The 22,616-nt window shown below is 63.8% G+C and carries 18 protein-coding genes; 15 read left to right on the top strand and 3 right to left on the bottom strand.

Features of this window, described 5'->3' with window-relative positions; translation table 11 throughout:
- Positions 1-84 precede the first annotated feature (84 nt).
- A complete protein-coding gene (locus tag IRZ56_RS01760) occupies positions 85-1,527 on the bottom strand; it encodes a SulP family inorganic anion transporter (protein WP_196143322.1) in 1,443 nt (480 codons plus the stop codon).
- Positions 1,528-1,626: 99 nt separating this feature from the next.
- Positions 1,627-3,348: a S8/S53 family peptidase gene (locus tag IRZ56_RS01765; protein WP_196143323.1), complete on the bottom strand. Its 1,722-nt coding sequence runs from the start codon at positions 3,346-3,348 to the stop codon at positions 1,627-1,629.
- A 226-nt stretch (positions 3,349-3,574) separates the two neighbouring features.
- Between IRZ56_RS01765 and IRZ56_RS01770 the strand changes: the two genes are divergently transcribed.
- The 15 genes from IRZ56_RS01770 (at position 3,575) to nuoN (ending at position 21,936) form a co-directional block, all read left to right on the top strand.
- Positions 3,575-4,309: a secretin N-terminal domain-containing protein gene (locus tag IRZ56_RS01770; protein ID WP_196143374.1), complete on the top strand. Its 735-nt coding sequence runs from the start codon at positions 3,575-3,577 to the stop codon at positions 4,307-4,309.
- Positions 4,310-4,796: 487 nt separating this feature from the next.
- Positions 4,797-6,122: an isocitrate lyase gene (gene aceA, locus IRZ56_RS01775; protein ID WP_196143324.1), complete on the top strand. Its 1,326-nt coding sequence runs from the start codon at positions 4,797-4,799 to the stop codon at positions 6,120-6,122.
- A gap of 842 nt (positions 6,123-6,964) precedes the next feature.
- The gene (locus IRZ56_RS01780; RefSeq protein ID WP_043209159.1) at positions 6,965-7,378 is read left to right on the top strand and encodes an NADH-quinone oxidoreductase subunit A; all 414 of its coding nucleotides are present in this window, start codon (positions 6,965-6,967) and stop codon (positions 7,376-7,378) included.
- A 9-nt stretch (positions 7,379-7,387) separates the two neighbouring features.
- Entirely contained in the window at positions 7,388-8,065 is a 678-nt protein-coding gene (locus IRZ56_RS01785; RefSeq protein ID WP_196143325.1) for a NuoB/complex I 20 kDa subunit family protein, read from the top strand.
- Positions 8,066-8,144: 79 nt separating this feature from the next.
- Positions 8,145-9,926, top strand: coding sequence for an NADH-quinone oxidoreductase subunit C/D (gene nuoC, locus IRZ56_RS01790; protein WP_196143326.1), 1,782 nt, complete (start codon positions 8,145-8,147; stop codon positions 9,924-9,926).
- Positions 9,927-9,928: 2 nt separating this feature from the next.
- Complete coding sequence (gene nuoE, locus IRZ56_RS01795) at positions 9,929-10,426, top strand: NADH-quinone oxidoreductase subunit NuoE (protein WP_084859167.1); 498 nt, start codon at positions 9,929-9,931, stop codon at positions 10,424-10,426.
- The gene (nuoF, locus tag IRZ56_RS01800; RefSeq protein WP_196143327.1) at positions 10,423-11,802 is read left to right on the top strand and encodes an NADH-quinone oxidoreductase subunit NuoF; all 1,380 of its coding nucleotides are present in this window, start codon (positions 10,423-10,425) and stop codon (positions 11,800-11,802) included. The genes nuoE and nuoF overlap by 4 nt, the downstream gene beginning before the upstream one ends.
- A gap of 123 nt (positions 11,803-11,925) precedes the next feature.
- Positions 11,926-14,640, top strand: a complete 2,715-nt coding sequence (gene nuoG / locus IRZ56_RS01805; RefSeq protein WP_196143328.1) for an NADH-quinone oxidoreductase subunit NuoG — start codon at positions 11,926-11,928, stop codon at positions 14,638-14,640.
- Positions 14,637-15,644: an NADH-quinone oxidoreductase subunit NuoH gene (nuoH, locus tag IRZ56_RS01810; protein ID WP_084859172.1), complete on the top strand. Its 1,008-nt coding sequence runs from the start codon at positions 14,637-14,639 to the stop codon at positions 15,642-15,644. The genes nuoG and nuoH overlap by 4 nt, the downstream gene beginning before the upstream one ends.
- Positions 15,645-15,655: 11 nt before the next feature.
- On the top strand, positions 15,656-16,204 hold the full coding sequence (gene nuoI / locus IRZ56_RS01815; protein WP_016488223.1) for an NADH-quinone oxidoreductase subunit NuoI: 549 nt from the start codon (positions 15,656-15,658) through the stop codon (positions 16,202-16,204).
- A gap of 10 nt (positions 16,205-16,214) precedes the next feature.
- Entirely contained in the window at positions 16,215-16,715 is a 501-nt protein-coding gene (gene nuoJ, locus IRZ56_RS01820) for an NADH-quinone oxidoreductase subunit J (RefSeq protein ID WP_196143329.1), read from the top strand.
- 3 nt (positions 16,716-16,718) lie between these two features.
- A complete protein-coding gene (gene nuoK / locus IRZ56_RS01825; RefSeq protein ID WP_008096201.1) occupies positions 16,719-17,027 on the top strand; it encodes an NADH-quinone oxidoreductase subunit NuoK in 309 nt (102 codons plus the stop codon).
- A complete protein-coding gene (gene nuoL / locus IRZ56_RS01830) occupies positions 17,024-18,877 on the top strand; it encodes an NADH-quinone oxidoreductase subunit L (RefSeq protein WP_196143330.1) in 1,854 nt (617 codons plus the stop codon). Before nuoK ends, nuoL begins: the two co-directional genes overlap by 4 nt.
- A 49-nt stretch (positions 18,878-18,926) precedes the next feature.
- Positions 18,927-20,459 carry an NADH-quinone oxidoreductase subunit M gene (nuoM, locus tag IRZ56_RS01835; protein WP_196143331.1) on the top strand — a complete coding sequence of 511 codons (1,533 nt, stop codon included), beginning with the start codon at positions 18,927-18,929 and terminating at the stop codon, positions 20,457-20,459.
- A gap of 7 nt (positions 20,460-20,466) precedes the next feature.
- Entirely contained in the window at positions 20,467-21,936 is a 1,470-nt protein-coding gene (gene nuoN / locus IRZ56_RS01840; RefSeq protein WP_084859178.1) for an NADH-quinone oxidoreductase subunit NuoN, read from the top strand.
- 75 nt (positions 21,937-22,011) lie between these two features.
- Here the strand turns inward: nuoN and IRZ56_RS01845 are convergent, their stop codons facing one another.
- Positions 22,012-22,302, bottom strand: a complete 291-nt coding sequence (locus IRZ56_RS01845; protein WP_196143332.1) for an ogr/Delta-like zinc finger family protein — start codon at positions 22,300-22,302, stop codon at positions 22,012-22,014.
- Between the last annotated feature and the right edge of the window lie 314 nt (positions 22,303-22,616).

The raw sequence follows: 22,616 nt of genomic DNA on the forward strand, positions 1-22,616 counted from the left end.
CCTTCAGCGCTCAGGCACACATCGCTGGAGCTGCTTCGCAGCCCTTTCGCGGCGCAAGGCCGCTCCTACAAGGGCACATGCCGGTCAGTGCTGCTCGCCGGCCCGCTTGAGCAGCTTCTTGCAACGCTCCGACAGGTGCACCACCCGCAGGTGCTTGCCGGCCTTGGCATAGCGTTCGCGCAGGGTTTTCAGCGCCGCGATCGCCGAATAGTCCACGAAGCTCAGGTGCTTGCAGTCCAGGGTCACGCTGGCCGGGTCCTGCGCCGGGTCGAACTGGTTGAGAAACGGCGTGGTCGAGGCGAAGAACAGGGTGCCATGCACCTGGTAAACCTTGCCGCCTTGGTCGTCGACATGGCTGTCGGCATACAGCTCGCGGGCATGCTGCCAGGCGAAATTGATCGACGCGATGACGATGCCGAACAGTACCGCGGCGGCCAGGTCGGTGAAGATCGTGACCACGGTCACCGCGATGATCGCCAGCACATCGCTCGCCGGCACCTTGTGCAGCACCCGCAGCGACGCCCAGGCGAAGGTCTGCTGGGCCACCACGAACATCACTCCCACCAGCGCCGCCAGCGGGATGCGCTCGATCAACGGCGACAGGAACAGCACGAACAGCAGGATCATCACCCCGGCCACCACGCCCGACAGCCGGCCTCGACCATTGGAGCTGAGGTTGATCACCGTCTGGCCGATCATCGCGCAGCCGCCCATGCCGCCGCACAGGCCCGAGACCATGTTGGCCGCGCCCAAGGCCACGCATTCGCGGTCCGGGTAGCCACGGCTCTCGGTGATCTCGTCGGTGAGGTTGAGGGTCAGCAGGGTTTCCAGCAGACCGACCATGGCCATCAGCACCGCATAGGGCCAGATGATCGTAAGGGTCTCCAGGTTCCAGGGCACCTGCGGCAGGGCCAACTGCGGCAGGCCGCCGGCGATGTGCGCCATGTCGCCGAGGGTGCGGGTCGGCAGGTCGAGCAGGTAGACCAGCAGGCCCACCCCGAGGATCGCGACCAGGGCCGGGGGCACGGCACGGGTCAGGCGCGGCAAAATGTAGACGACCAGCATGGTCAGGGCCACCAGGCCGATCATCAGATACAGGGGCGAGCCACTGAGCCAGTGCTCGCCGTCCTTGAAGTGCTCGAGCTGGGCCAGGGCAATGACGATGGCCAGGCCGTTGACGAAGCCGAGCATCACCGGGTATGGCACCAGGCGCACCAGCTTGCCCAGGCGCAGCACGCCGAACAGGATCATCACCACCCCTCCGAGCAGGACCGTGGCCAGCAGGTACTGGGCGCCGTGCTGCACCACCAGGGCAACGATGACCACCGCCATGGAACCCGCGGCACCGGAGATCATGCCCGGACGGCCACCGAACAACGCGGTCAGGGTACAGATGATGAAAGCGCCATACAGGCCCATGAGCGGGTTGAGGTGGGCCACCAGGGCGAAGGCGATGCACTCGGGCACCAGGGCGAACGAGGTCGTGAGGCCGGCGAGCACGTCGGCACGGAGTCGGGCGGGTTTCATGGGCTTCCTGTGGTTTCCGGGTGGTAACGACGGCCCGGGCTGAACATCGAGGGGCGCGATGTTACGAAATTTGTCTGCCAGCGGCCACCATCGGCGGCCTCAGCGCACCCGTTCGCGGCTCTGTATCGCAAGGTCCAACGCACGTTGCATGTCCAGGCGTGCCGAGCGGCCCAGGTCCGGGTGCTGTAGCTGGCCGTTGCGCTCCGACGGCAGGATCGGCGCCGTCAGGTCCTCCGCGTCCATGGCCTCGAAGTCTTGTCGCGGGCCCAGGGTCAGGGCGCTGCGGCGCAGCAGCATGCGCACGTGTTCGGGGGTCAGGTCCGGGTTGATCGACAACATGGCCGCCACGGTCGCGGTCACCAGCGGCGTGGCATAGGACGTGCCGCAATGCGGGTCGCCGGCCTGGGAGGGGCGAATACACGCCGCGGCGCTGACATCCACGCGCATGTCGATGTTGGAGCTGCGCCGCTTGACCACATGCTCCGGGGCATCCACGGGAACGGCCTGGTCGCTGCGCTGGTGGCCGCCGACCACCAGCAACTGCTCGGTGACGAACGACGACGGCAAGCGGTACTCGTCGGTGCCGGACCAGGACGCCCCATTGCCCGCCGAGTTGACCACCACCACATCAGGGTGCGCCTTGCGCAGCCACAGGAAGAACTCCTCCAGCAACTCCTCGTAACCACTCATGGCCAGGCCCGAGCGCACCAGCGAGTCCACCTCGTCGCCTTGCACGTTCTTCGCGCCGACGCGGTGGATGCCCCAGCTCCAGTTCAACACCCGCACGCCATCCTCCACCAGGTTCACCGAGGCGGCGATGTTGGCGGTGATGCCGGCATCGGCGTTACGCTCGACGATCACCTCGAAGCCCGGGCTCACCTTGCCCAGGCCACTGAGGAAACCGCCCTGCACGCCCTCCCCGCGTCCGGCCAGGATGCCGGCCACATGGCTGCCGTGGCTGTCCGCCTGGTCACCATCGCGGGCGTAGAGGCACACCGGCGCTTGACCACAGCCGCCACGGTAGGCCTTGAATGCCGGCGCATCGAAGTCCACCTCCCGCTCGATGACGCCAATACGCAGCGGCTGGACGGGTATGGACGAAGCCGGGATGCGCCGCTGGTAGAAATACAGCGCATCCAGGAAGCGGTTGGCCGCCCACTCGTCCTGCTGGTCGATGGCCTTGGCCGTGCGACCGGCACTTTCCTCGCCTCGCTCCGGGGCGGACTCCTCGATGATCACGGCATCGACGCTGGTCTCGCTGCCCATGCGCAGGATCAACGCATCGCGCTGCACCAAGTCGTGCACCGGCAGGCGCAATTGGTAGACGTTCAATGGCGGGATCGCACCGACCACCTGGGCGCCGTATTTCGCGGCAATGCGCTGTGCCTCGGGTAGGCCGTCGTGCTTTTCCTCGATCAACACGCTGACCAGGTCCAGGTAGGTGGTCAGGCCATCCATGTTCTTCACCACCTCGCCGGGGCCGGCAGCCACCACGTGGCTACGCCGCTGGGTGAGCCACACAGGGTTGCTCCGCTGGTCATCGGCCTGGAGCCACAGCGGCGCACTGCGCTGGCGAGGTCGGTCGAGAGTCAGCTTGAGCGTATCGCCGTCGCGAAGGACCTGGGCTTCGGACAGCGGCTGGCCATCGAGCCATACCGCCGGCTTGCCCTGCCCAAGGCCTTGGGTGCGCAGGCACCATTGCTGTGGGGCATCGCTGAGCAGATCGCCGCAGCGTTGCAGGTGCTTGATGCGCAGCGGTTCCTCGGAGGCGTAAGTGGTAGTCGCGACCAGGTACAGCAGCAAGGCGAGAACGGGCTTCATAGGCGGCAATCCGTTGGCTTCCCTTGGCTGCGACTGTCGGGTCGGAGCAAAGGTTCATGTGGCCTGTGAGGGCCCTATCGCGTGCAAGCCCGCTCCCACAAATTCCAGCGCATCTGGTACCTGCGACCGCCCCAGGCAGGCAAAAATGCCCGGCGCCGTGATTCATACCCGGCACATCCTCGACAAATTTGCCATCATGATCATTCCACCCGCGGAGATCATGGACATGCCGCTACGCCCTCTCATCGCCTCCCTGCTGCTGGCCGCAAGCCTCAATGCACTGGCCGCCACCGAAGTCCTGCCGCTGCAGCACCGCACCAGCGCCGAACTGTTGCCGACGGCCCAATCGTTCCTGGGCAAGGACGGCACCGTCAGCGCCTTCGAGAACAAGCTGATCATCAACGCCAGCCCCGAACGCATCGACGACCTGCGCACCCTGCTGCAGCAGCTCGACACCGCGCCCAAGCGCCTGCTGATCAGCGTCGACAACGATGACAGCAACTTCCAGGACAACCGCGGCAACGCCCGGGTCATCCAATATGGCACCAGCAACCGCGAAGGCGGCATGCAGCAGATACAGGCCAGCGAAGGCCAGCCGGCGCTGATCCAGGTGGGCCAGAGCATCCCCATCACCAGTACCAGCACCGACGGCTATGGCCGCATCCAGAGCGATACCGAATATCGCAATGTCACCCAAGGCTTCTACGTCACCCCAAGCCTGAGCGGAGATACAGTTCGTCTGCAAATAAGCACCAATAATGACCGAATGAGCAACGAACGCCAGGATGTAGTAAAGGTTCAGAGCACCGACACGACGGTCACCGGCAAGCTCGGCGAGTGGATCACCCTGGCCGGACACAACCAGCAGAGCCAGGCCGGACAAAGCGCCTCGGCCATCACCTATAGCACCCAGCGCGGTGAAAACATGACACTACGGGTGAAAGTCGACCTTCTGGAGTGATCCCAGGCATTTCAAGGCCTCGACCAAAAGCCTTGAAACTGACCGAAGAGTCTCATTAGACCAAAGATGTAGTAAGCGAAAAAAAGCACTACAAAACATTTGACAGGCACTTTTTCCCAAGGGCATGATGGCCTCGCTCCCGCTAATCAGAGGCCCTGGCAAGGGCCTTCGAGATGCGCTCCTCCCTACCCCTGGAGGCGTCTCGTGTCCATACGGCCCACAAGGCGGTTCGACGGGATTGCGACTGCGACGAAGAAGTTGTCCCGAGGGACGGAAGCGCATCACCGCAGCAACCGGCAGTCCTGTCGTACCGCAGCAAGGCAACCACGAGCCGACCTGTAGTCACACCCTGCCCGCCTGCACCCTCTTCCCCTTCGAGCCTCCTCGTCCGCAAGCGCCTCCCGCCGGGCAGACAGCCGCCAGACCCCTGACCGCGTCGAGCACAAGCACCTACTTCACAAGACTGATGCGACGAGGTTTTATTTCCATGGCACTGACACGCGAACAGCAAATTGCAGCCCTTGAGAAAGACTGGGCCGAGAACCCGCGCTGGAAAGGCGTGACCCGTACCTATACCGCCGCCGATGTCGTCCGCCTGCGTGGCTCTCTGCAGCCGGAACACACCTTCGCCCGCCAGGGTGCAGAAAAACTGTGGAAGCTGGTCACCGAAGGTGCCCACCCGTCCTTCCGCCCCGAGAAAGATTTCGTCAACTGCATGGGCGCCCTGACCGGCGGCCAAGCAGTCCAGCAGGTGAAGGCCGGCATCCAGGCCATCTACCTGTCTGGCTGGCAGGTGGCCGCCGACAACAACTCGGCCGAGTCCATGTACCCTGACCAGTCGCTGTACCCGGTCGACTCGGTACCGACCGTGGTCAAGCGCATCAACAACGCCTTCCGTCGCGCCGACCAGATCCAGTGGAAAGCCGGCAAGAACCCAGGCGACGATGGCTACATCGATTACTTCGCCCCGATCGTGGCGGATGCCGAGGCCGGTTTCGGCGGCGTACTGAACGCCTACGAACTGATGAAGAACATGATCGAGGCAGGCGCCGCCGGCGTGCACTTCGAAGACCAGCTGGCTTCGGTGAAGAAATGCGGCCACATGGGCGGCAAGGTCCTGGTGCCGACCCAGGAAGCGGTGCAGAAACTGATTGCCGCACGCCTTGCAGCGGACGTCGCTGGCGTGCCGACCATCATCCTGGCCCGTACCGACGCCAACGCCGCCGACCTGCTGACCAGCGACTGCGACCCGTACGACCAGCCGTTCGTGGTGGGCGAGCGCACCCGCGAAGGCTTCTACAAGGTGCGCGCCGGCCTCGACCAGGCCATCGCCCGCGGCCTGGCCTATGCCCCGTACGCCGACCTGATCTGGTGCGAAACCGCCAAACCAGACCTGGAAGAGGCCCGTCGCTTCGCCGAGGCGATCAAAAAGGAATACCCGGACCAGATTCTGTCGTACAACTGCTCGCCGTCCTTCAACTGGAAGAAGAACCTGGACGACGCCACCATCGCCAAGTTCCAGCGCGAGCTGTCGGCCATGGGCTACAAGCACCAGTTCATCACCCTGGCGGGCATCCACAACATGTGGCACGGCATGTTCAACCTGGCGCACGACTACGCCCGCAACGACATGACCGCCTACGTGAAGCTGCAGGAGCAGGAGTTCGCCGATGCGAGCAAAGGCTACACCTTCGTGGCGCACCAGCAGGAAGTCGGTACCGGCTACTTCGACGACATGACCACCGTGATCCAGGGTGGCGCGTCCTCGGTGACTGCGCTGACCGGCTCGACCGAGGAAGAGCAGTTCCACTGATAGCGAAGCGCTGATGAAGGCCCAGGGCTTGCGAAAGCCCTGGGCCTTTTGTTTTGGCCTCGGCCTATCGCCGACAAGCCAGCGCTCGAAGAACAGTGCTTAGCTCATTGATTTTGTGGTTTTTGCGGGAGTCCTCGATCAATAGCGGAGCCCTTGCCAGGCGACAGTGATATCGGGGCCTACCCAATCGCGGGACAAGCCCGCTCCAGAATCCGGCAAACCCTACCAATGGCGAGCTCTCTGTGGGAGCCGGCTTGCCGGCGATGAAGCCCGTGCAGTGCCCCGGCGAATCACGTCTATGCTTATGACTGTTCGCCAACCAGAGCGCGAGCTTCGCCCTGGCGCCCTATCCAGGGTCGCGCCCTCCTATATATGAATCGGCGCGATCGCGATTCGGCCCAGGCCGCTCAATCGATAAAGTATTGATCCAGAGCGGTACAAACGCGACTAGCACCTGCTAGAACGAGACCCTTTCGCATTTGCAAGCCGGGGTAGCATTGAAATGAACTTAGCAAGCACCAGGCCAAGTTAAAAACGGCTGAACAGCCCAAATGATATTAATTATCATTACATGAACAGGGTGTCGTTACGCCAGGCAAGAAACATAATTAACAAAAGCGGCGGGAATGCCCGAAACTCAAGGGTTTCAGCCAGTTACGAACATTTTTTGTTCTTAATCCTACGAATAAATTTGCCACAGAAATTTTACTTGCACTGGGTTTACCCATAAAATCAGCCCGATTGATTCAGCTGCGACATTTGGTCACTGCAACCGCGACACCGCGTCGCTGCTCTACTTATTTCAGACTGCAGAGCTGGGTCTCTGTATAAGGATTTCTAGCATGTCCGATTCGGTAGGACTCATCGCCCACAACTGGGGCTTTGCCATCTTCCTCCTGGGTGTCGTCGGCCTGTGTGCCTTCATGCTCGGCCTGTCCAGCCTGCTCGGTAGCAAGGCATGGGGCCGCGCCAAGAACGAACCCTTCGAATCCGGCATGCTGCCCGTCGGCAGCGCCCGCCTGCGCCTGTCCGCCAAATTCTATCTGGTCGCGATGCTGTTCGTGATCTTCGATATCGAAGCCCTATTCCTGTATGCATGGTCTGTGTCCGTCCGCGAAAGCGGCTGGACCGGATTCGTCGAAGCACTCGTTTTCATTGCAATTCTGTTGGCTGGTCTTGTCTACCTATGGCGCGTCGGGGCGCTCGATTGGGCTCCCGAAGGTCGCCGCAAGCGGCAAGCGAAGCTGAAACAATGAGGCTTTGGCATGCAATACAATCTCACCAGAATCGATCCGGATGCGCCCAACGAGCAGTATCCTGTCGGTGACCGGGAAACCGTCACCGATCAGCTGCTAGAGGACCAGGTCCACAAGAACATCTTCATGGGCAAGCTCGAAGATGTGCTGCGTGGCGCGGTCAACTGGGGTCGCAAGAACTCCCTCTGGCCGTACAACTTCGGCCTGTCCTGCTGCTACGTGGAAATGACCACGGCCTTCACGGCACCCCACGACATCGCCCGCTTCGGCGCCGAAGTCATCCGGGCCTCGCCACGTCAGGCCGACTTCATGGTCGTCGCCGGCACCTGCTTCATCAAGATGGCGCCGATCATCCAGCGCCTCTACGAGCAGATGCTCGAACCCAAGTGGGTGATCTCCATGGGCTCGTGCGCCAACTCCGGCGGCATGTACGACATTTACTCGGTCGTTCAGGGGGTCGACAAGTTCCTCCCCGTGGATGTCTATGTGCCTGGCTGCCCGCCTCGCCCCGAAGCCTTCCTGCAGGGCCTGATGCTGCTGCAGGAGTCGATCGGCCAGGAGCGACGCCCGCTTTCCTGGGTCGTCGGTGATCAAGGCATTTACCGTGCCGAGATGCCCGCCCAGAAAGACCTGCGTCGTGAACAGCGCATCCAGGTCACTAACCTGCGCAGCCCCGACGAAGTCTGATCCAGCGACATGCCGCCCGCTCCACCAGGAGCCGGCGGCCTGGCTTCATTCTCTACGTTGACTCAAAGCGACCGAGACCATGACAGCGGACACCGCTATTTATATTCCGCCTTACAAGGCTGACGACCAAGATGTGGTCGTCGAACTGCACAACCGTTTTGGCGCCGACGCATTCGTCGCCCAGGAAACCCGCACCGGCATGCCGGTCCTGTGGGTAAACCGCGCCCAGCTCAAAGACGTCCTCTCCTTCCTGCGCAACGTCGCCAAGCCGTACAGCATGCTGTTCGACCTGCATGGCGTCGACGAGCGCCTGCGCACCCAGCGCCGCGGCTTGCCGGCTGCCGACTTCAGCGTGTTCTACCACCTGCTGTCGGTCGAGCGTAACAGCGACGTGATGATCAAGGTGGCCTTGAGCGAAGGCGACCTGAACCTGCCGTCGGTCACCGGTATCTGGCCCAATGCCAACTGGTACGAGCGCGAAGTCTGGGACATGTTCGGCATCGACTTCGCCGGCCACCCGCACCTGTCGCGCATCCTCATGCCGCCGACCTGGGAAGGCCACCCGCTGCGCAAGGACTTCCCGGCGCGTGCCACCGAGTTCGACCCGTACAGCCTGAACCTGGCCAAGCAGCAGCTTGAAGAAGAGTCGGCTCGCTTCAACCCTGAAGCCTGGGGCATGAAGCGTCATGGCGCCAACGAGGACTACATGTTCCTCAACCTGGGCCCCAACCACCCTTCCGCCCACGGTGCCTTCCGTATCGTCCTGCAGCTGGACGGCGAAGAGATCGTCGATTGCGTCCCGGACATCGGCTACCACCACCGTGGCGCCGAGAAGATGGCCGAGCGCCAGTCCTGGCACAGCTTCATCCCCTACACCGACCGTATCGACTACCTCGGCGGGGTGATGAACAACCTGCCGTACGTGCTGGCCGTCGAAAAGCTGGCCGGCATCAAGGTGCCGCAGAAGGTCGACACCATCCGCGTCATGCTGGCCGAGTTCTTCCGCATCACCAGCCACCTGCTGTTCCTGGGTACCTACATCCAGGACGTGGGCGCCATGACCCCGGTCTTCTTCACCTTCACCGACCGCCAGCGCGCCTACACCGTGATCGAGGCGATCACCGGTTTCCGCCTGCATCCGGCCTGGTACCGCATCGGTGGCGTCGCCCACGACCTGCCGCGCGGCTGGGACAAGCTGGTCAAGGACTTCGTCGAATGGCTGCCCAAGCGCCTGGACGAGTACGAGAAGGCCGCCCTGCAGAACAGCATCCTCAAGGGCCGTACCATCGGCGTTGCCGCGTACAACACCAAGGAAGCCCTGGAATGGGGTACCACCGGTGCCGGCCTGCGTGCCACCGGTTGCAACTTCGACCTGCGCAAGGCCCGCCCCTACTCCGGCTACGAGAACTTCGAGTTCGAAGTGCCGCTGGCCCACAACGGCGATGCCTACGATCGCTGCATGGTCCGCGTCGAGGAGATGCGCCAGAGTATCCGCATCATCGATCAGTGCCTGCGCAACATGCCGGAAGGCCCGTACAAGGCGGACCACCCGCTGACCACGCCGCCACCGAAAGAGCGCACCCTGCAGCACATCGAGACCCTGATCACCCACTTCCTGCAAGTCTCGTGGGGCCCGGTCATGCCGGCCAACGAGTCGTTCCAGATGATCGAGGCGACCAAGGGCATCAACAGTTACTACCTGACGAGCGATGGCGGCACCATGAGCTACCGCACCCGGATCCGTACGCCGAGCTACCCGCACCTGCAGCAGATCCCTTCGGTGATCAAAGGCAGCATGGTCGCGGACCTCATCGCGTACCTGGGCAGTATCGACTTCGTTATGGCTGACGTGGACCGCTAAGCATGAACAGCACGCTTATCCAAACCGACCGTTTCGTCCTGAGCGAAACCGAGCGCTCGGCCATCGAGCACGAGATGCACCACTACGAGGACCCGCGCGCGGCGTCCATCGAGGCCTTGAAGATCGTTCAGAAGGAACGTGGCTGGGTACCGGACGGCGCCATCTACGCCATCGGTGAAGTGCTCGGTATTCCGGCCAGCGACGTCGAAGGCGTGGCCACCTTCTACAGCCAGATCTTCCGCCAACCTGTCGGCCGTCACATCATCCGTGTCTGCGACAGCATGGTCTGCTACATCGGCGGCCACGAGTCGGTGGTCAGCCAGATCCAGAGCGAGCTGGGCATCGGCCTGGGCCAGACCACCGCCGACGGGCGCTTCACCCTGCTGCCGGTGTGCTGCCTGGGCAACTGCGACAAGGCCCCGGCGCTGATGATCGACGACGACACCTTCGGCGACGTCCAGCCTGCCGGCGTTGCCAAATTGCTGGAGGGCTACGTATGACCATCACTTCCTTCGGCCCGGCCAACCGCATCGCGCGTTCGGCTGAAACCCACCCACTGACCTGGCGCCTGCGCGACGACGGCGAGCCGATCTGGCTCGAGGAGTACCAGGCCAAGAACGGCTATGCGGCCGCCCGCAAGGCGCTGGCGCAGATGTCCGCCGACGATATCGTCCAGAGCGTCAAGGACTCCGGCCTCAAGGGCCGTGGCGGCGCAGGCTTCCCCACTGGCGTGAAGTGGGGCCTGATGCCCAAGGACGAGTCCTTGAACATCCGCTACCTGCTGTGCAACGCGGACGAGATGGAACCCAACACCTGGAAGGACCGCATGCTGATGGAGCAACAGCCCCATCTGCTGGTCGAGGGCATGCTGATCAGCGCCCGCGCCCTGAAGGCCTACCGCGGCTACATCTTCCTGCGCGGCGAATACACCACCGCGGCGAAGAACCTCAACCGCGCCATCGAGGAAGCCAAGGCCGCCGGCCTGCTGGGCAAGAACATCCTCGGCAGCGGCTTTGATTTCGAGCTGTTCGTGCACACCGGTGCCGGGCGCTACATCTGCGGTGAAGAAACCGCACTGATCAACTCCCTGGAAGGCCGCCGCGCCAACCCGCGCTCCAAGCCGCCCTTCCCTGCCGCCGTTGGCGTGTGGGGCAAGCCGACCTGCGTGAACAACGTCGAGACCCTGTGCAACGTCCCGGCCATCGTCGCCAACGGCAACGACTGGTACAAGTCGCTAGCCCGCGAAGGCAGCGAGGACCACGGCACCAAGCTGATGGGCTTCTCCGGCAAGGTGAAGAACCCGGGCCTGTGGGAACTGCCGTTCGGCGTCACCGCCCGCGAACTGTTCGAGGACTACGCCGGTGGTATGCGCGACGGCTACAAGCTCAAGTGCTGGCAGCCTGGCGGCGCCGGTACCGGCTTCCTGCTGCCCGAGCACCTGGATGCGCAGATGTACGCTGGTGGCATCGCCAAGGTCGGCACCCGTATGGGCACAGGCCTGGCCATGGCGGTCGACGACAGCATCAACATGGTCTCGCTGCTGCGCAACATGGAAGAGTTCTTCGCCCGTGAGTCCTGCGGCTGGTGCACCCCCTGCCGCGACGGCCTGCCTTGGAGCGTGAAGATGCTGCGCGCCTTGGAGAAAGGCCAGGGCCGCGCCGAAGACATCGAGACCCTGCTGGGTCTGGTCAACTTCCTCGGCCCAGGCCGCACCTTCTGTGCCCACGCACCGGGCGCCGTGGAGCCATTGGGCAGCGCCATCAAGTACTTCCGCTCGGAATTCGAGGCCGGTGTCGCCCCAGCCGCGGCTGGCGACGCCCTGCGCCCGAACCTGGCAAAGCCTGTCCCGGCCGGGCCGGTCGTGGTCGGCGCATAACAAGATGAAACGCGGATGGCCCAGCCATCCGCCTGCCAGCAGGCCCGCCCAGGAGCGAGCCGCAGGCACACCGATTTCCATTAGCCACGCCCGCTCACGCGGGCCAACGAAGAACTTTGAACCATGGCCACTATCCACGTAGACGGCAAAGCGCTCGAAGTCAACGGTGCAGACAACCTGTTACAGGCCTGTCTGTCGCTCGGCCTCGACATCCCCTATTTCTGCTGGCACCCGGCGCTCGGTAGCGTCGGCGCCTGCCGGCAATGTGCGGTCAAGCAGTACACCGACGAGAACGACACCCGTGGTCGTATCGTCATGTCCTGCATGACCCCTGCCTCCGACGGCACCTGGATCTCCATCGACGATGAAGAGTCCAAGGCGTTTCGCGCCAGCGTCGTCGAATGGCTGATGACCAACCACCCGCACGACTGCCCGGTGTGCGAGGAAGGCGGTCACTGCCACCTGCAGGACATGACGGTAATGACCGGCCACAACGAGCGCCGCTACCGTTTCACCAAGCGTACCCACCAGAACCAGGACCTCGGCCCGTTCATCGCCCACGAGATGAACCGCTGCATCGCCTGCTACCGCTGCGTGCGCTACTACAAAGACTACGCAGGCGGCACCGACCTGGGTGTCTATGGCGCCCACGACAACGTGTACTTCGGTCGCGTCGAGGACGGCGTGCTGGAGAGCGAGTTCTCCGGCAACCTGACCGAGGTCTGCCCGACCGGCGTATTCACCGACAAGACCCACTCCGAGCGCTACAACCGCAAGTGGGACATGCAGTTCGCCCCGAGCATCTGCCACGGTTGCTCCAGCGGCTGCAACATCAGCCCCGGTGAGCGCTACGGCGAGCTGCGCCGCGTCGAGAACCGCTTCAACGGTTCGGTCAACCAGTACTTCCTGTGCGACCGCGGCCGCTTCGGCTATGGCTATGTCAACCGCACCGACCGCCCGCGCCAACCACACCTGGCCGACGGCACCAAGCTGGGCCTGGACGCCGCCCTGGACAAGGCCGCCGACCTGCTGCGCGGCCGCACCATCGTCGGCATCGGCTCGCCGCGCGCGAGCCTCGAGAGCAACTATGGCCTGCGCGAACTGGTCGGCACCGATTACTTCTACTCGGGCATGGAAGCCGGTGAGCTGGCCCGCGTGCGCCTGGTTCTGGACGTGCTGAACAACAGCCCGCTGCCGGTTCCGACCCTGCGCGACATCGAAGACCACGACGCCGTGTTCGTGCTCGGTGAAGACCTGACCCAGACCGCTGCCCGTGTCGCCCTGGCCGTGCGTCAGGCCACCAAGGGCAAGGCCGAGGCCATGGCCGACGCCATGCGCGTACAGCCCTGGCTCGACGCTGCGGTGAAGAACATCGGCCAGCACGCCCTGTACCCGCTGTTCATTGCCAGCCTGGCTGAAACCAAGCTGGACGACGTCGCCGAGGAATGCGTACACGCAGCTCCCGCCGACCTCGCCCGCCTGGGCTTCGCCGTGGCCCATGCCATCGACCCGAGCGCGCCTGCCGTTGCCGGCCTGGATGACGAAGCCAAGGCCCTGGCCCAGCGCATCGCCGACGCCCTGGTCGCCGCCAACCGCCCACTGGTGGTCGCCGGCACTTCCCTGGCCGATCCTGCACTGATCGAAGCCGCCGCCAACATCGCCAAGGCCCTGAAGCTGCGCGAGAAGAACGGCTCGCTGAGCCTGGTGGTGCCTGAGGCCAACAGCCTCGGCATGGCCATGATGGGCGGCGAATCCGTCGACGCCGCGCTGGATGCCGTCATCAGCGGCAAGGCCGACGCCATCGTGGTCCTGGAGAACGACCTGTACGCCCGCGTGCCGGCCGCCAAGGTCGATGCAGCCCTGGCTGCGGCCAAGGTGGTGATCGTCGCAGACCACTCCAAGACCCCGACCGTCGACCGCGCCCACCTGGTGCTGCCGGCCGCCACCTTCGCCGAAGGCGACGGCACCCTGGTCAGCCAGGAAGGCCGTGCCCAGCGCTTCTTCCAGGTGTTCGACCCGCAGTACCTGGACAGCAGCATCCTCGTCCACGAAGGCTGGCGTTGGATGCACGCCCTGCGTGCCACCCTGCTGAACAAGCCGGTCGACTGGACCCAGCTCGACCAGGTCACCAGCGCCTGCGCCGAGGCCGCGCCGCAACTGGCCGGCATCGTCAACGCCGCGCCTTCCGCCGCGTTCCGTATCAAGGGCATGAAGCTGGCCCGTGAACCGCTGCGCTACTCCGGCCGCACCGCCATGCGCGCCAATATCAGCGTGCACGAGCCGCGTACCCCGCAGGACAAGGACACCGCCTTCGCCTTCTCCATGGAAGGCTACTCGGGCAGCGCCGAACCGCGTCAGCAGGTGCCGTTTGCCTGGTCGCCGGGCTGGAACTCGCCCCAGGCCTGGAACAAGTTCCAGGACGAGGTCGGTGGCCACCTGCGCGCCGGCGACCCAGGCGTACGCCTGATCGAATCGCAGGGCGATCGCCTGAACTGGTTCACCGCCATCCCGGGCGCCTTCAACCCGGCCCGCGGTACCTGGACTGCCGTGCCGTTCTACCACCTGTTCGGCAGCGAGGAATCCTCCTCCCGCGCCGCCCCAGTACAAGAGCGCATCCCGGCCGCCTACGTGGCCCTGGCCAAGTCCGAAGCCGACCGCCTGGGCGTCAACGATGGCGCCCTGCTGAGCCTGAATGTGGCCGGCGTGTCGCTGCGCCTGCCGCTGCGCGTCAATGAACAGCTGGGCGCAGGCCTGGTCGCCCTGCCGAAAGGCCTGGCCGGTATCCCGCCAGCCATCTTCGGCGCATCCGTCGAAGGCCTGCAGGAGGCAGCACAATGAGCTGGTTCACCCCCGAAGTGATCGATGTGATCCTCACCGTCGTCCGGGCCATCGTGGTGCTGCTGGCGGTGGTGGTCTGCGGCGCGCTGCTCAGCTTCGTCGAGCGCCGCCTGCTCGGCTGGTGGCAGGACCGCTACGGTCCGAATCGTGTCGGCCCGTTCGGCATGTTCCAGATCGCTGCCGACATGCTGAAGATGTTCTTCAAGGAAGACTGGAACCCGCCCTTCGTCGATCGCATGATCTTCACCCTGGCACCGGTGGTGGCCATGAGCGCCCTGCTGATCGCCTTCGTGATCATCCCGATCACCCCGCTGTGGGGCGTGGCGGACCTGAACATCGGCTTGTTGTTCTTCTTCGCCATGGCCGGTCTGTCGGTGTACGCCGTGCTGTTCGCCGGCTGGTCGTCGAACAACAAGTACGCCCTGCTCGGCAGCCTGCGTGCCTCGGCCCAGACCGTGTCGTACGAAGTGTTCCTGGGCCTTGCGCTGATGGGCGTGGTGGTCCAGGCCGGTTCGTTCAACATGCGCGACATCGTCGACTACCAGGCGCAGAACCTGTGGTTCATCATTCCGCAGTTCTTCGGCTTCTGCACCTTCTTCATCGCTGGCGTCGCCGTGACCCACCGTCACCCGTTCGACCAACCGGAAGCGGAGCAGGAACTGGCCGACGGCTACCACATCGAATATGCCGGCATGAAATGGGGCATGTTCTTCGTCGGTGAGTACATCGGCATCATCCTGATCTCGGCGCTGCTGGTGACCCTGTTCTTCGGCGGCTGGCATGGCCCGTTCGGCCTGCTGCCACAGGTTCCATTCCTGTGGTTCGCCCTCAAGACCGCGTTCTTCATCATGCTGTTCATCCTGCTGCGCGCCTCGATCCCGCGCCCACGCTATGACCAGGTGATGGACTTCAGCTGGAAGTTCTGCCTGCCGCTGACCCTGATCAATTTGCTGGTGACCGCTGCGATCGTGCTCTACAACACGCCAGCCGTCGCGGCCCAGTGAGGATTTGACCCATGTTCAAGTATATCGGCGACATCGTTAAGGGCACCGGCACCCAGCTGCGCAGCCTGGCCATGGTGTTCTCCCACGGGTTCCGCAAGCGCGACACCCTGCAATACCCTGAAGAGCCCGTGTACCTGCCGCCGCGCTATCGCGGCCGCATCGTCCTGACCCGCGACCCCGACGGCGAGGAGCGCTGCGTAGCGTGCAACCTCTGCGCGGTGGCCTGCCCGGTAGGCTGCATCTCGCTGCAGAAGGCCGAGACCGAGGACGGCCGCTGGTACCCAGAGTTCTTCCGCATCAACTTCTCGCGCTGCATCTTCTGCGGCCTGTGCGAGGAAGCGTGCCCGACCACCGCGATCCAGCTGACTCCGGATTTCGAAATGGCCGAGTTCAAGCGTCAGGACCTGGTGTACGAGAAGGAAGACCTCCTGATCTCCGGCCCCGGCAAGAACCCTGACTACAACTTCTACCGTGTTGCGGGTATGGCGATCGCTGGCAAGCCGAAAGGCGCTGCGCAGAACGAAGCCGAGCCGATCAACGTGAAGAGCTTGCTCCCATAAGGACAGAAAGATGGAATTCGCTTTCTACTTCGCATCCGGGATCGCCGTGGTCTCCACCCTCCGGGTGGTGACCGGCACCAACCCCGTGCACGCCCTGCTCTACCTGATCATTTCCCTGATCTCCGTGGCGATGATCTTCTTCTCCCTGGGTGCGCCGTTCGCCGGCGCCCTGGAAGTGATCGCCTATGCCGGCGCCATCATGGTGCTGTTCGTCTTCGTGGTGATGATGCTCAACCTCGGGCCGGCCTCGGTCGCCCAGGAACGTGGCTGGCTCAAGCCAGGCATCTGGGCGGGGCCTGTGGTCCTGGGCGCCCTGCTGCTGCTCGAGCTGCTCTACGTGCTGTTCGCCGAGCCAAGCGGCGCAGCCATCAGCGGTACCACCGTGGATGCCAAGGCCGTAGGCATCAGCCTGTTCGGCCCGTACCTGCTGGTGGTCGAACTGGCCTCGATGCTGCTGCTGGCTGCAGCCGTCACGGCCTTCCACCTGGGCCGCAACGAGGCGAAGGAGTAAATCATGGGTGCTATCCCTCTCGAGCACGGTCTGGCAGTCGCCGGTATTCTGTTCTGCCTCGGTCTGGTCGGCCTGATGGTCCGCCGCAACATCCTCTTCGTACTCATGAGCCTGGAAGTCATGATGAACGCCTCTGCCCTGGCGTTCATCGTCGCCGGTGCCCGTTGGGTCCAGCCCGACGGCCAGGTGATGTTCATTCTGGTGATCAGCCTGGCAGCCGCCGAGGCCAGCATTGGCCTGGCGATCCTGCTGCAGCTGTATCGCCGCTTCCACACTCTCGACATCGATGCTGCCAGTGAGATGCGCGGATGAACCTTCTCTTCCTGACTTTCGTCTTCCCCCTGATCGGCTTCCTGCTGCTGTCGTTCTCGCGCGGGCGGTTCTCGGAGAACCTGTCCGCGCTGATCGGCGTTGGCTCCGTCGGCCTCTCGGCCGCGGTCGCCGCCTACGTGATCTGGCAATTCAACGTCGCGCCGCCTGAAGGTGGCGCGTACAGCCAGCTGCTGTGGCAGTGGATGTCGGTGGACGGCTTCGCGCCGAACTTCACCCTCTACTTGGACGGCCTGTCGGTCACCATGCTCGGCGTGGTCACCGGTGTGGGCTTCCTGATCCACCTGTTCGCCTCTTGGTACATGCGCGGCGAAGCCGGTTACTCGCGCTTCTTCTCGTACACCAACCTGTTCATCGCCAGCATGCTGTTCCTGGTGCTGGGCGACAACCTGCTGTTCATCTACTTCGGCTGGGAAGGCGTGGGCCTGTGCTCGTACCTGTTGATCGGTTTCTACTACAGCAACCGCAACAACGGTAACGCGGCACTGAAAGCCTTCATCGTCACCCGTATCGGCGACGTGTTCATGGCCATCGGCCTGTTCATCCTGTTCGCCCAGCTGGGTACCCTGAACGTGCAGGAACTGCTGGTGCTGGCACCGCAGAAGTTCCAGGCTGGCGACACCTGGATGGTTCTGGCGACCTTGATGCTGCTCGGTGGTGCGGTCGGTAAGTCGGCCCAGCTGCCGCTGCAGACCTGGCTGGCCGACGCGATGGCCGGCCCGACCCCGGTCTCCGCGCTGATCCACGCCGCCACCATGGTGACCGCAGGCGTCTACCTGATCGCTCGTACCCATGGCCTGTTCCTGCTGGCGCCGGACATCCTGCACCTGGTGGGCATCGTCGGCGGCGTGACCCTGGTCCTGGCCGGCTTCGCCGCGCTGGTCCAGACCGACATCAAGCGTATCCTCGCTTACTCGACCATGAGCCAGATCGGCTACATGTTCCTGGCCCTGGGTGTCGGTGCCTGGGAAGGCGCGATCTTCCACCTGATGACCCACGCCTTCTTCAAGGCCCTGCTGTTCCTTGCCTCCGGTGCGGTGATCGTCGCCTGCCACCACGAGCAGAACATCTTCAAGATGGGCGGGCTGTGGAAGAAGCTGCCGCTGGCCTATGCCAGCTTCGTGGTCGGTGGCGCTGCCCTGGCCGCCTTGCCGATCCTGACCGCAGGTTTCTACTCCAAGGACGAGATCCTCTGGGAAGCCTTCGCCAGCGGCCACTCCGGCCTGCTGTACGCCGGCCTGGTCGGTGCGTTCATGACTTCGCTGTACACCTTCCGCCTGATCTTCATCGCCTTCCACGGCGAAGCGAAGACCGAAGCCCATGCCGGCCACGGGATCTCCCACTGGCTGCCGCTGGGCGTGCTGATCGTGCTGTCGACCTTCGTCGGCGCCTGGATCCACCCACCGCTGGCAGGCGTACTGCCGCAGAGCGTCGGCCATGCCGGTGGCGAAGCCCAGCACTCGCTGGAAATCGTCTCCGGTGCCATCGCCATCGCCGGTATCCTGCTGGCCGCGGTGCTATTCCTGGGCAAGCGTACCCTGGTCACGGCCATCGCAAACAGCGGCATCGGCCGCGTCCTGTCGGCCTGGTGGTTCGCTGCCTGGGGCTTCGATTGGATCTACGACAAGCTGTTCGTCAAACCTTACCTGCTGATCAGCCACCTCCTGCGCAAGGACCCGGTTGACCGCAGCATCGGCCTGATTCCTCGCATGGCTCGCGGCGGTCACGTCGCCATGAGCAAGACCGAGACCGGCCAGCTGCGCTGGTACACAGCCTCCATCGCCGTGGGTGCCGTACTGGTACTGGGCGCCGTGGTAGTGGCGGCGGTATGACTATGAACCTTGCGAACCTTGCGACTCTGCGAAAGGAAACGAACCCGTCATGATTCTGCCTTGGCTGATCCTGATCCCCTTCATCGGCGGCCTCCTGTGCTGGCTGGGTGAGCGCTTCGGCACCACCCTGCCCCGCTGGATCGCGCTGCTGACCATGTCCCTGCTGCTCGGCATCGGCCTGTGGCTGTGGGGTAACGGCGACTACACCCTGGCCCCGGCCCCGGGCGCCGAACCTGCCTGGACCCTCGAATACAAGGTCGAGTGGATCAAGCGCTTCGGCATCAGCATCCACCTGGCCCTCGACGGCCTGTCGCTGCTGATGATCCTGCTCACCGGCCTGCTGGGTGTGCTGTCGGTGCTGTGTTCCTGGAAAGAGATCCAGCGCCACGTCGGCTTCTTCCACCTCAACCTGATGTGGATCCTCGGCGGCGTGGTCGGTGTGTTCCTGGCCCTGGACCTGTTCCTGTTCTTCTTCTTCTGGGAAATGATGCTGGTGCCGATGTACTTCCTCATCGCGCTCTGGGGTCACAGCTCCGCGGATGGCAAGAAGACCCGGATCTACGCCGCGACCAAGTTCTTCATCTTCACCCAGGCCAGCGGCCTGATCATGCTGGTGGCGATCCTCGGCCTGGTGCTGGTGAACTACAACGCCACCGGCGTGATCACCTTCAACTACAGCGACCTGCTCAAGGCCGAACTGCCGGCCGGTGTCGAGTACGTGCTGATGCTGGGCTTCTTCATCGCCTTCGCAGTGAAGCTGCCGGTGGTGCCGTTCCACTCCTGGCTGCCTGATGCCCACGCCCAGGCGCCGACCGCGGGCTCCGTGGACCTGGCGGGTATCTTGCTGAAGACGGCGGCCTACGGCCTGCTGCGCTTCGCCCTGCCGCTGTTCCCGAACGCCTCGGCCGAGTTCGCGCCGATCGCCATGACCCTGGGCCTGATCGGTATCTTCTACGGTGCCTTCCTGGCCTTCGCGCAAACGGACATCAAGCGCCTGGTCGCGTTCTCCAGCGTCTCGCACATGGGCTTCGTGCTGATCGGCATCTACTCCGGCAGCCAGCAGGCCCTGCAGGGCGCGGTGATCCAGATGCTGGCCCACGGTCTGTCGGCTGCCGCGCTGTTCATCCTGGCAGGCCAGCTGTACGAGCGCCTGCATACCCGTGACATGCGCCAGATGGGCGGCCTGTGGCACCGCATCGCCTACCTGCCGGCCATCAGCCTGTTCTTCGCCGCTGCATCGCTCGGCTTGCCAGGCACCGGCAACTTCGTGGGCGAGTTCCTGATCCTGATAGGCAGCTTCGCCAGCGTGCCGTGGATCACCGTGATCGCCACCACCGGCCTGGTGTTCGGTTCGGTCTACTCGCTGATCATGATCCACCGCGCCTACTTCGGCCCGGCCAAGACCGATACCGTACTGGCCGGCATGGACGGTCGCGAGCTGGTCATGGTCCTGGGCCTGGCGGGCCTGCTGATCCTGCTGGGCGTGTACCCGCAGCCGTTCCTGGACACCTCTGCCGCCACCATGAGCGGTGTGCAGCAGTGGCTCGGTTCCGCTTTCACTCAACTCGCTTCGGCCCGGTAAGAGCGCTATGGAATTCACCACTCAACACTTCATCGCATTGGCGCCGATGCTCATCACCACCGTGACCACGGTGGTGGTGATGCTGGCGATCGCCTGGAAGCGCAATCACTCGCAGACCTTCCTGCTGTCCACCGTGGGCCTGAACCTGGCCCTGTTGTCGATCCTGCCGGCGCTGAAGGTCGCGCCGCTGGCGGTCACCTCGCTGGTGACCATCGACAAGTTCGCCTGCCTGTACATGGCCCTGATCCTGGTGGCCACGCTCGCCTGCGTCACCCTTGCCCACGCCTACCTGGGCGAGGGCGCCAAGGGCTACCCAGGCAACCGTGAAGAGCTGTACCTGCTGCTGCTGATGTCTGCCCTGGGCGGCCTGGTGCTGGTCAGCGCCAACCACTTGGCCGGCCTGTTCATCGGCCTGGAGCTGCTGTCGGTACCGGTCTACGGCCTGGTGGCGTATGCCTTCTTCAACAAGCGTTCGCTGGAAGCCGGTATCAAGTACATGGTGCTCTCGGCCGCGGGCTCGGCCTTCCTGCTGTTCGGCATGGCCCTGCTGTATGCCGACGCCGGCAGCCTGACCTTCGACCAGATCGGCAAGGCCCTGGCCAGCACCAGCATGCCAAGCCTGCTGGCCCAACTGGGCCTGGGCATGATGCTGGTCGGCCTGGCCTTCAAACTGTCGCTGGTACCGTTCCACCTGTGGACCCCGGACGTGTACGAAGGTGCTCCGGCGCCGGTCGCCGCCTTCCTGGCCACCGCCAGCAAGGTCGCGGTATTCGCCGTGGTCGTGCGCCTGTTCATGCTCTCCCCTGCTGCCAGCAGCGGCGTGCTGAGCACTGTCCTGGCCGTGATCGCAGTAGCCTCGATCATCATCGGCAACCTGCTGGCACTGACCCAGAGCAACCTCAAGCGTCTGCTCGGTTACTCGTCCATCGCCCACTTCGGCTACCTGGTCATCGCCCTGGTGGCGAGCAAGGGCCTGGCCACCGAAGCCATCGGCGTGTACCTGGTCACCTACGTGATCACCAGCCTGGGCGCTTTCGGCGTGATCACGTTGATGTCCTCGCCTTATGCCGGCCGTGACGCCGACGCCCTGTACGAGTACCGTGGCCTGTTCTGGCGTCGTCCGTACCTGACCGCGGTACTGACCGTGATGATGCTGTCGCTGGCCGGTATCCCGCTGACCGCAGGCTTCATCGGCAAGTTCTACATCATCGCCACCGGCGTCGAGTCGCACCTGTGGTGGCTCGTCGGTGCCCTGGTGATTGGTAGCGCCATCGGCGTCTACTACTACCTGCGCGTCATGGTCACTCTGTACCTGGTCGAGCCGAACCTGCGTCGCCACGATGCCCCGCTGAAGTGGGAACAGCGCACCGGCGGCGTCATGCTGCTGGCCATCGCCATCCTCGCCTTCGTCCTGGGTGTGTACCCACAGCCTCTGCTGGAAATGGTGCAACAAGCCGGCCTGCAACTGATCGGCTGATCACCCGCCCAAAACAAAACACCCCGCTTATGCGGGGTGTTTTGTTTTGGGGTTCTTATTACGGTGCGCGGAAGATCACGCCACACCGGAGGCGTTCGTAACGCTGCGGGTGGTCTTGCGTGGCCGGCCCGGATTATTGGCTGCCCGGCGCAACTCACCGGCAGCGCTTGGAAGGTGAACGTCCGGGTTGGGCATGCCACTTGGAGACAGTTCATGAGTCATCTCGAACTGAGCGCGGACCGACCAACCGCAGGCTTCGTTGACACATTGCAGGTAAGCGATCCGGAGAAAGACGTGACGCCCTTCACTGGTTCGGATCCGCATCTTGCCGCTGCAATGCGGGCATACCAGTTTGTAGCTACTCATAGGAGCCTCCCGCCGTCCTTCAGGGAAATATTCGAACCGCTGAGCACCTTGACGCAGCCCTGCTCACTCATACTTAGTGCCTCGCACAGCCCTCGCAAGACTATTCGGAAGTTGCAGTAAGCATGTGCCAATGCACCTATAAGTTTTTTCAACAAATTCATATTACTTACCATTTTACGCTGAGTGGAATCCTGCCAATCTAATGGGATGAGCGTTGATCGCAGTGAATCAATAGCATCACCACGATACTCATATTGAGTAATACTTCCGCACCGCGACAACAGAGCCGAGCAACCCTGCCCTCTTAGCTTATT

Origin of the sequence: Pseudomonas guariconensis, assembly GCF_015680235.1 — a bacterium.
GTDB classification, from domain to species: Bacteria; Pseudomonadota; Gammaproteobacteria; order Pseudomonadales; family Pseudomonadaceae; genus Aquipseudomonas; species Aquipseudomonas guariconensis_A.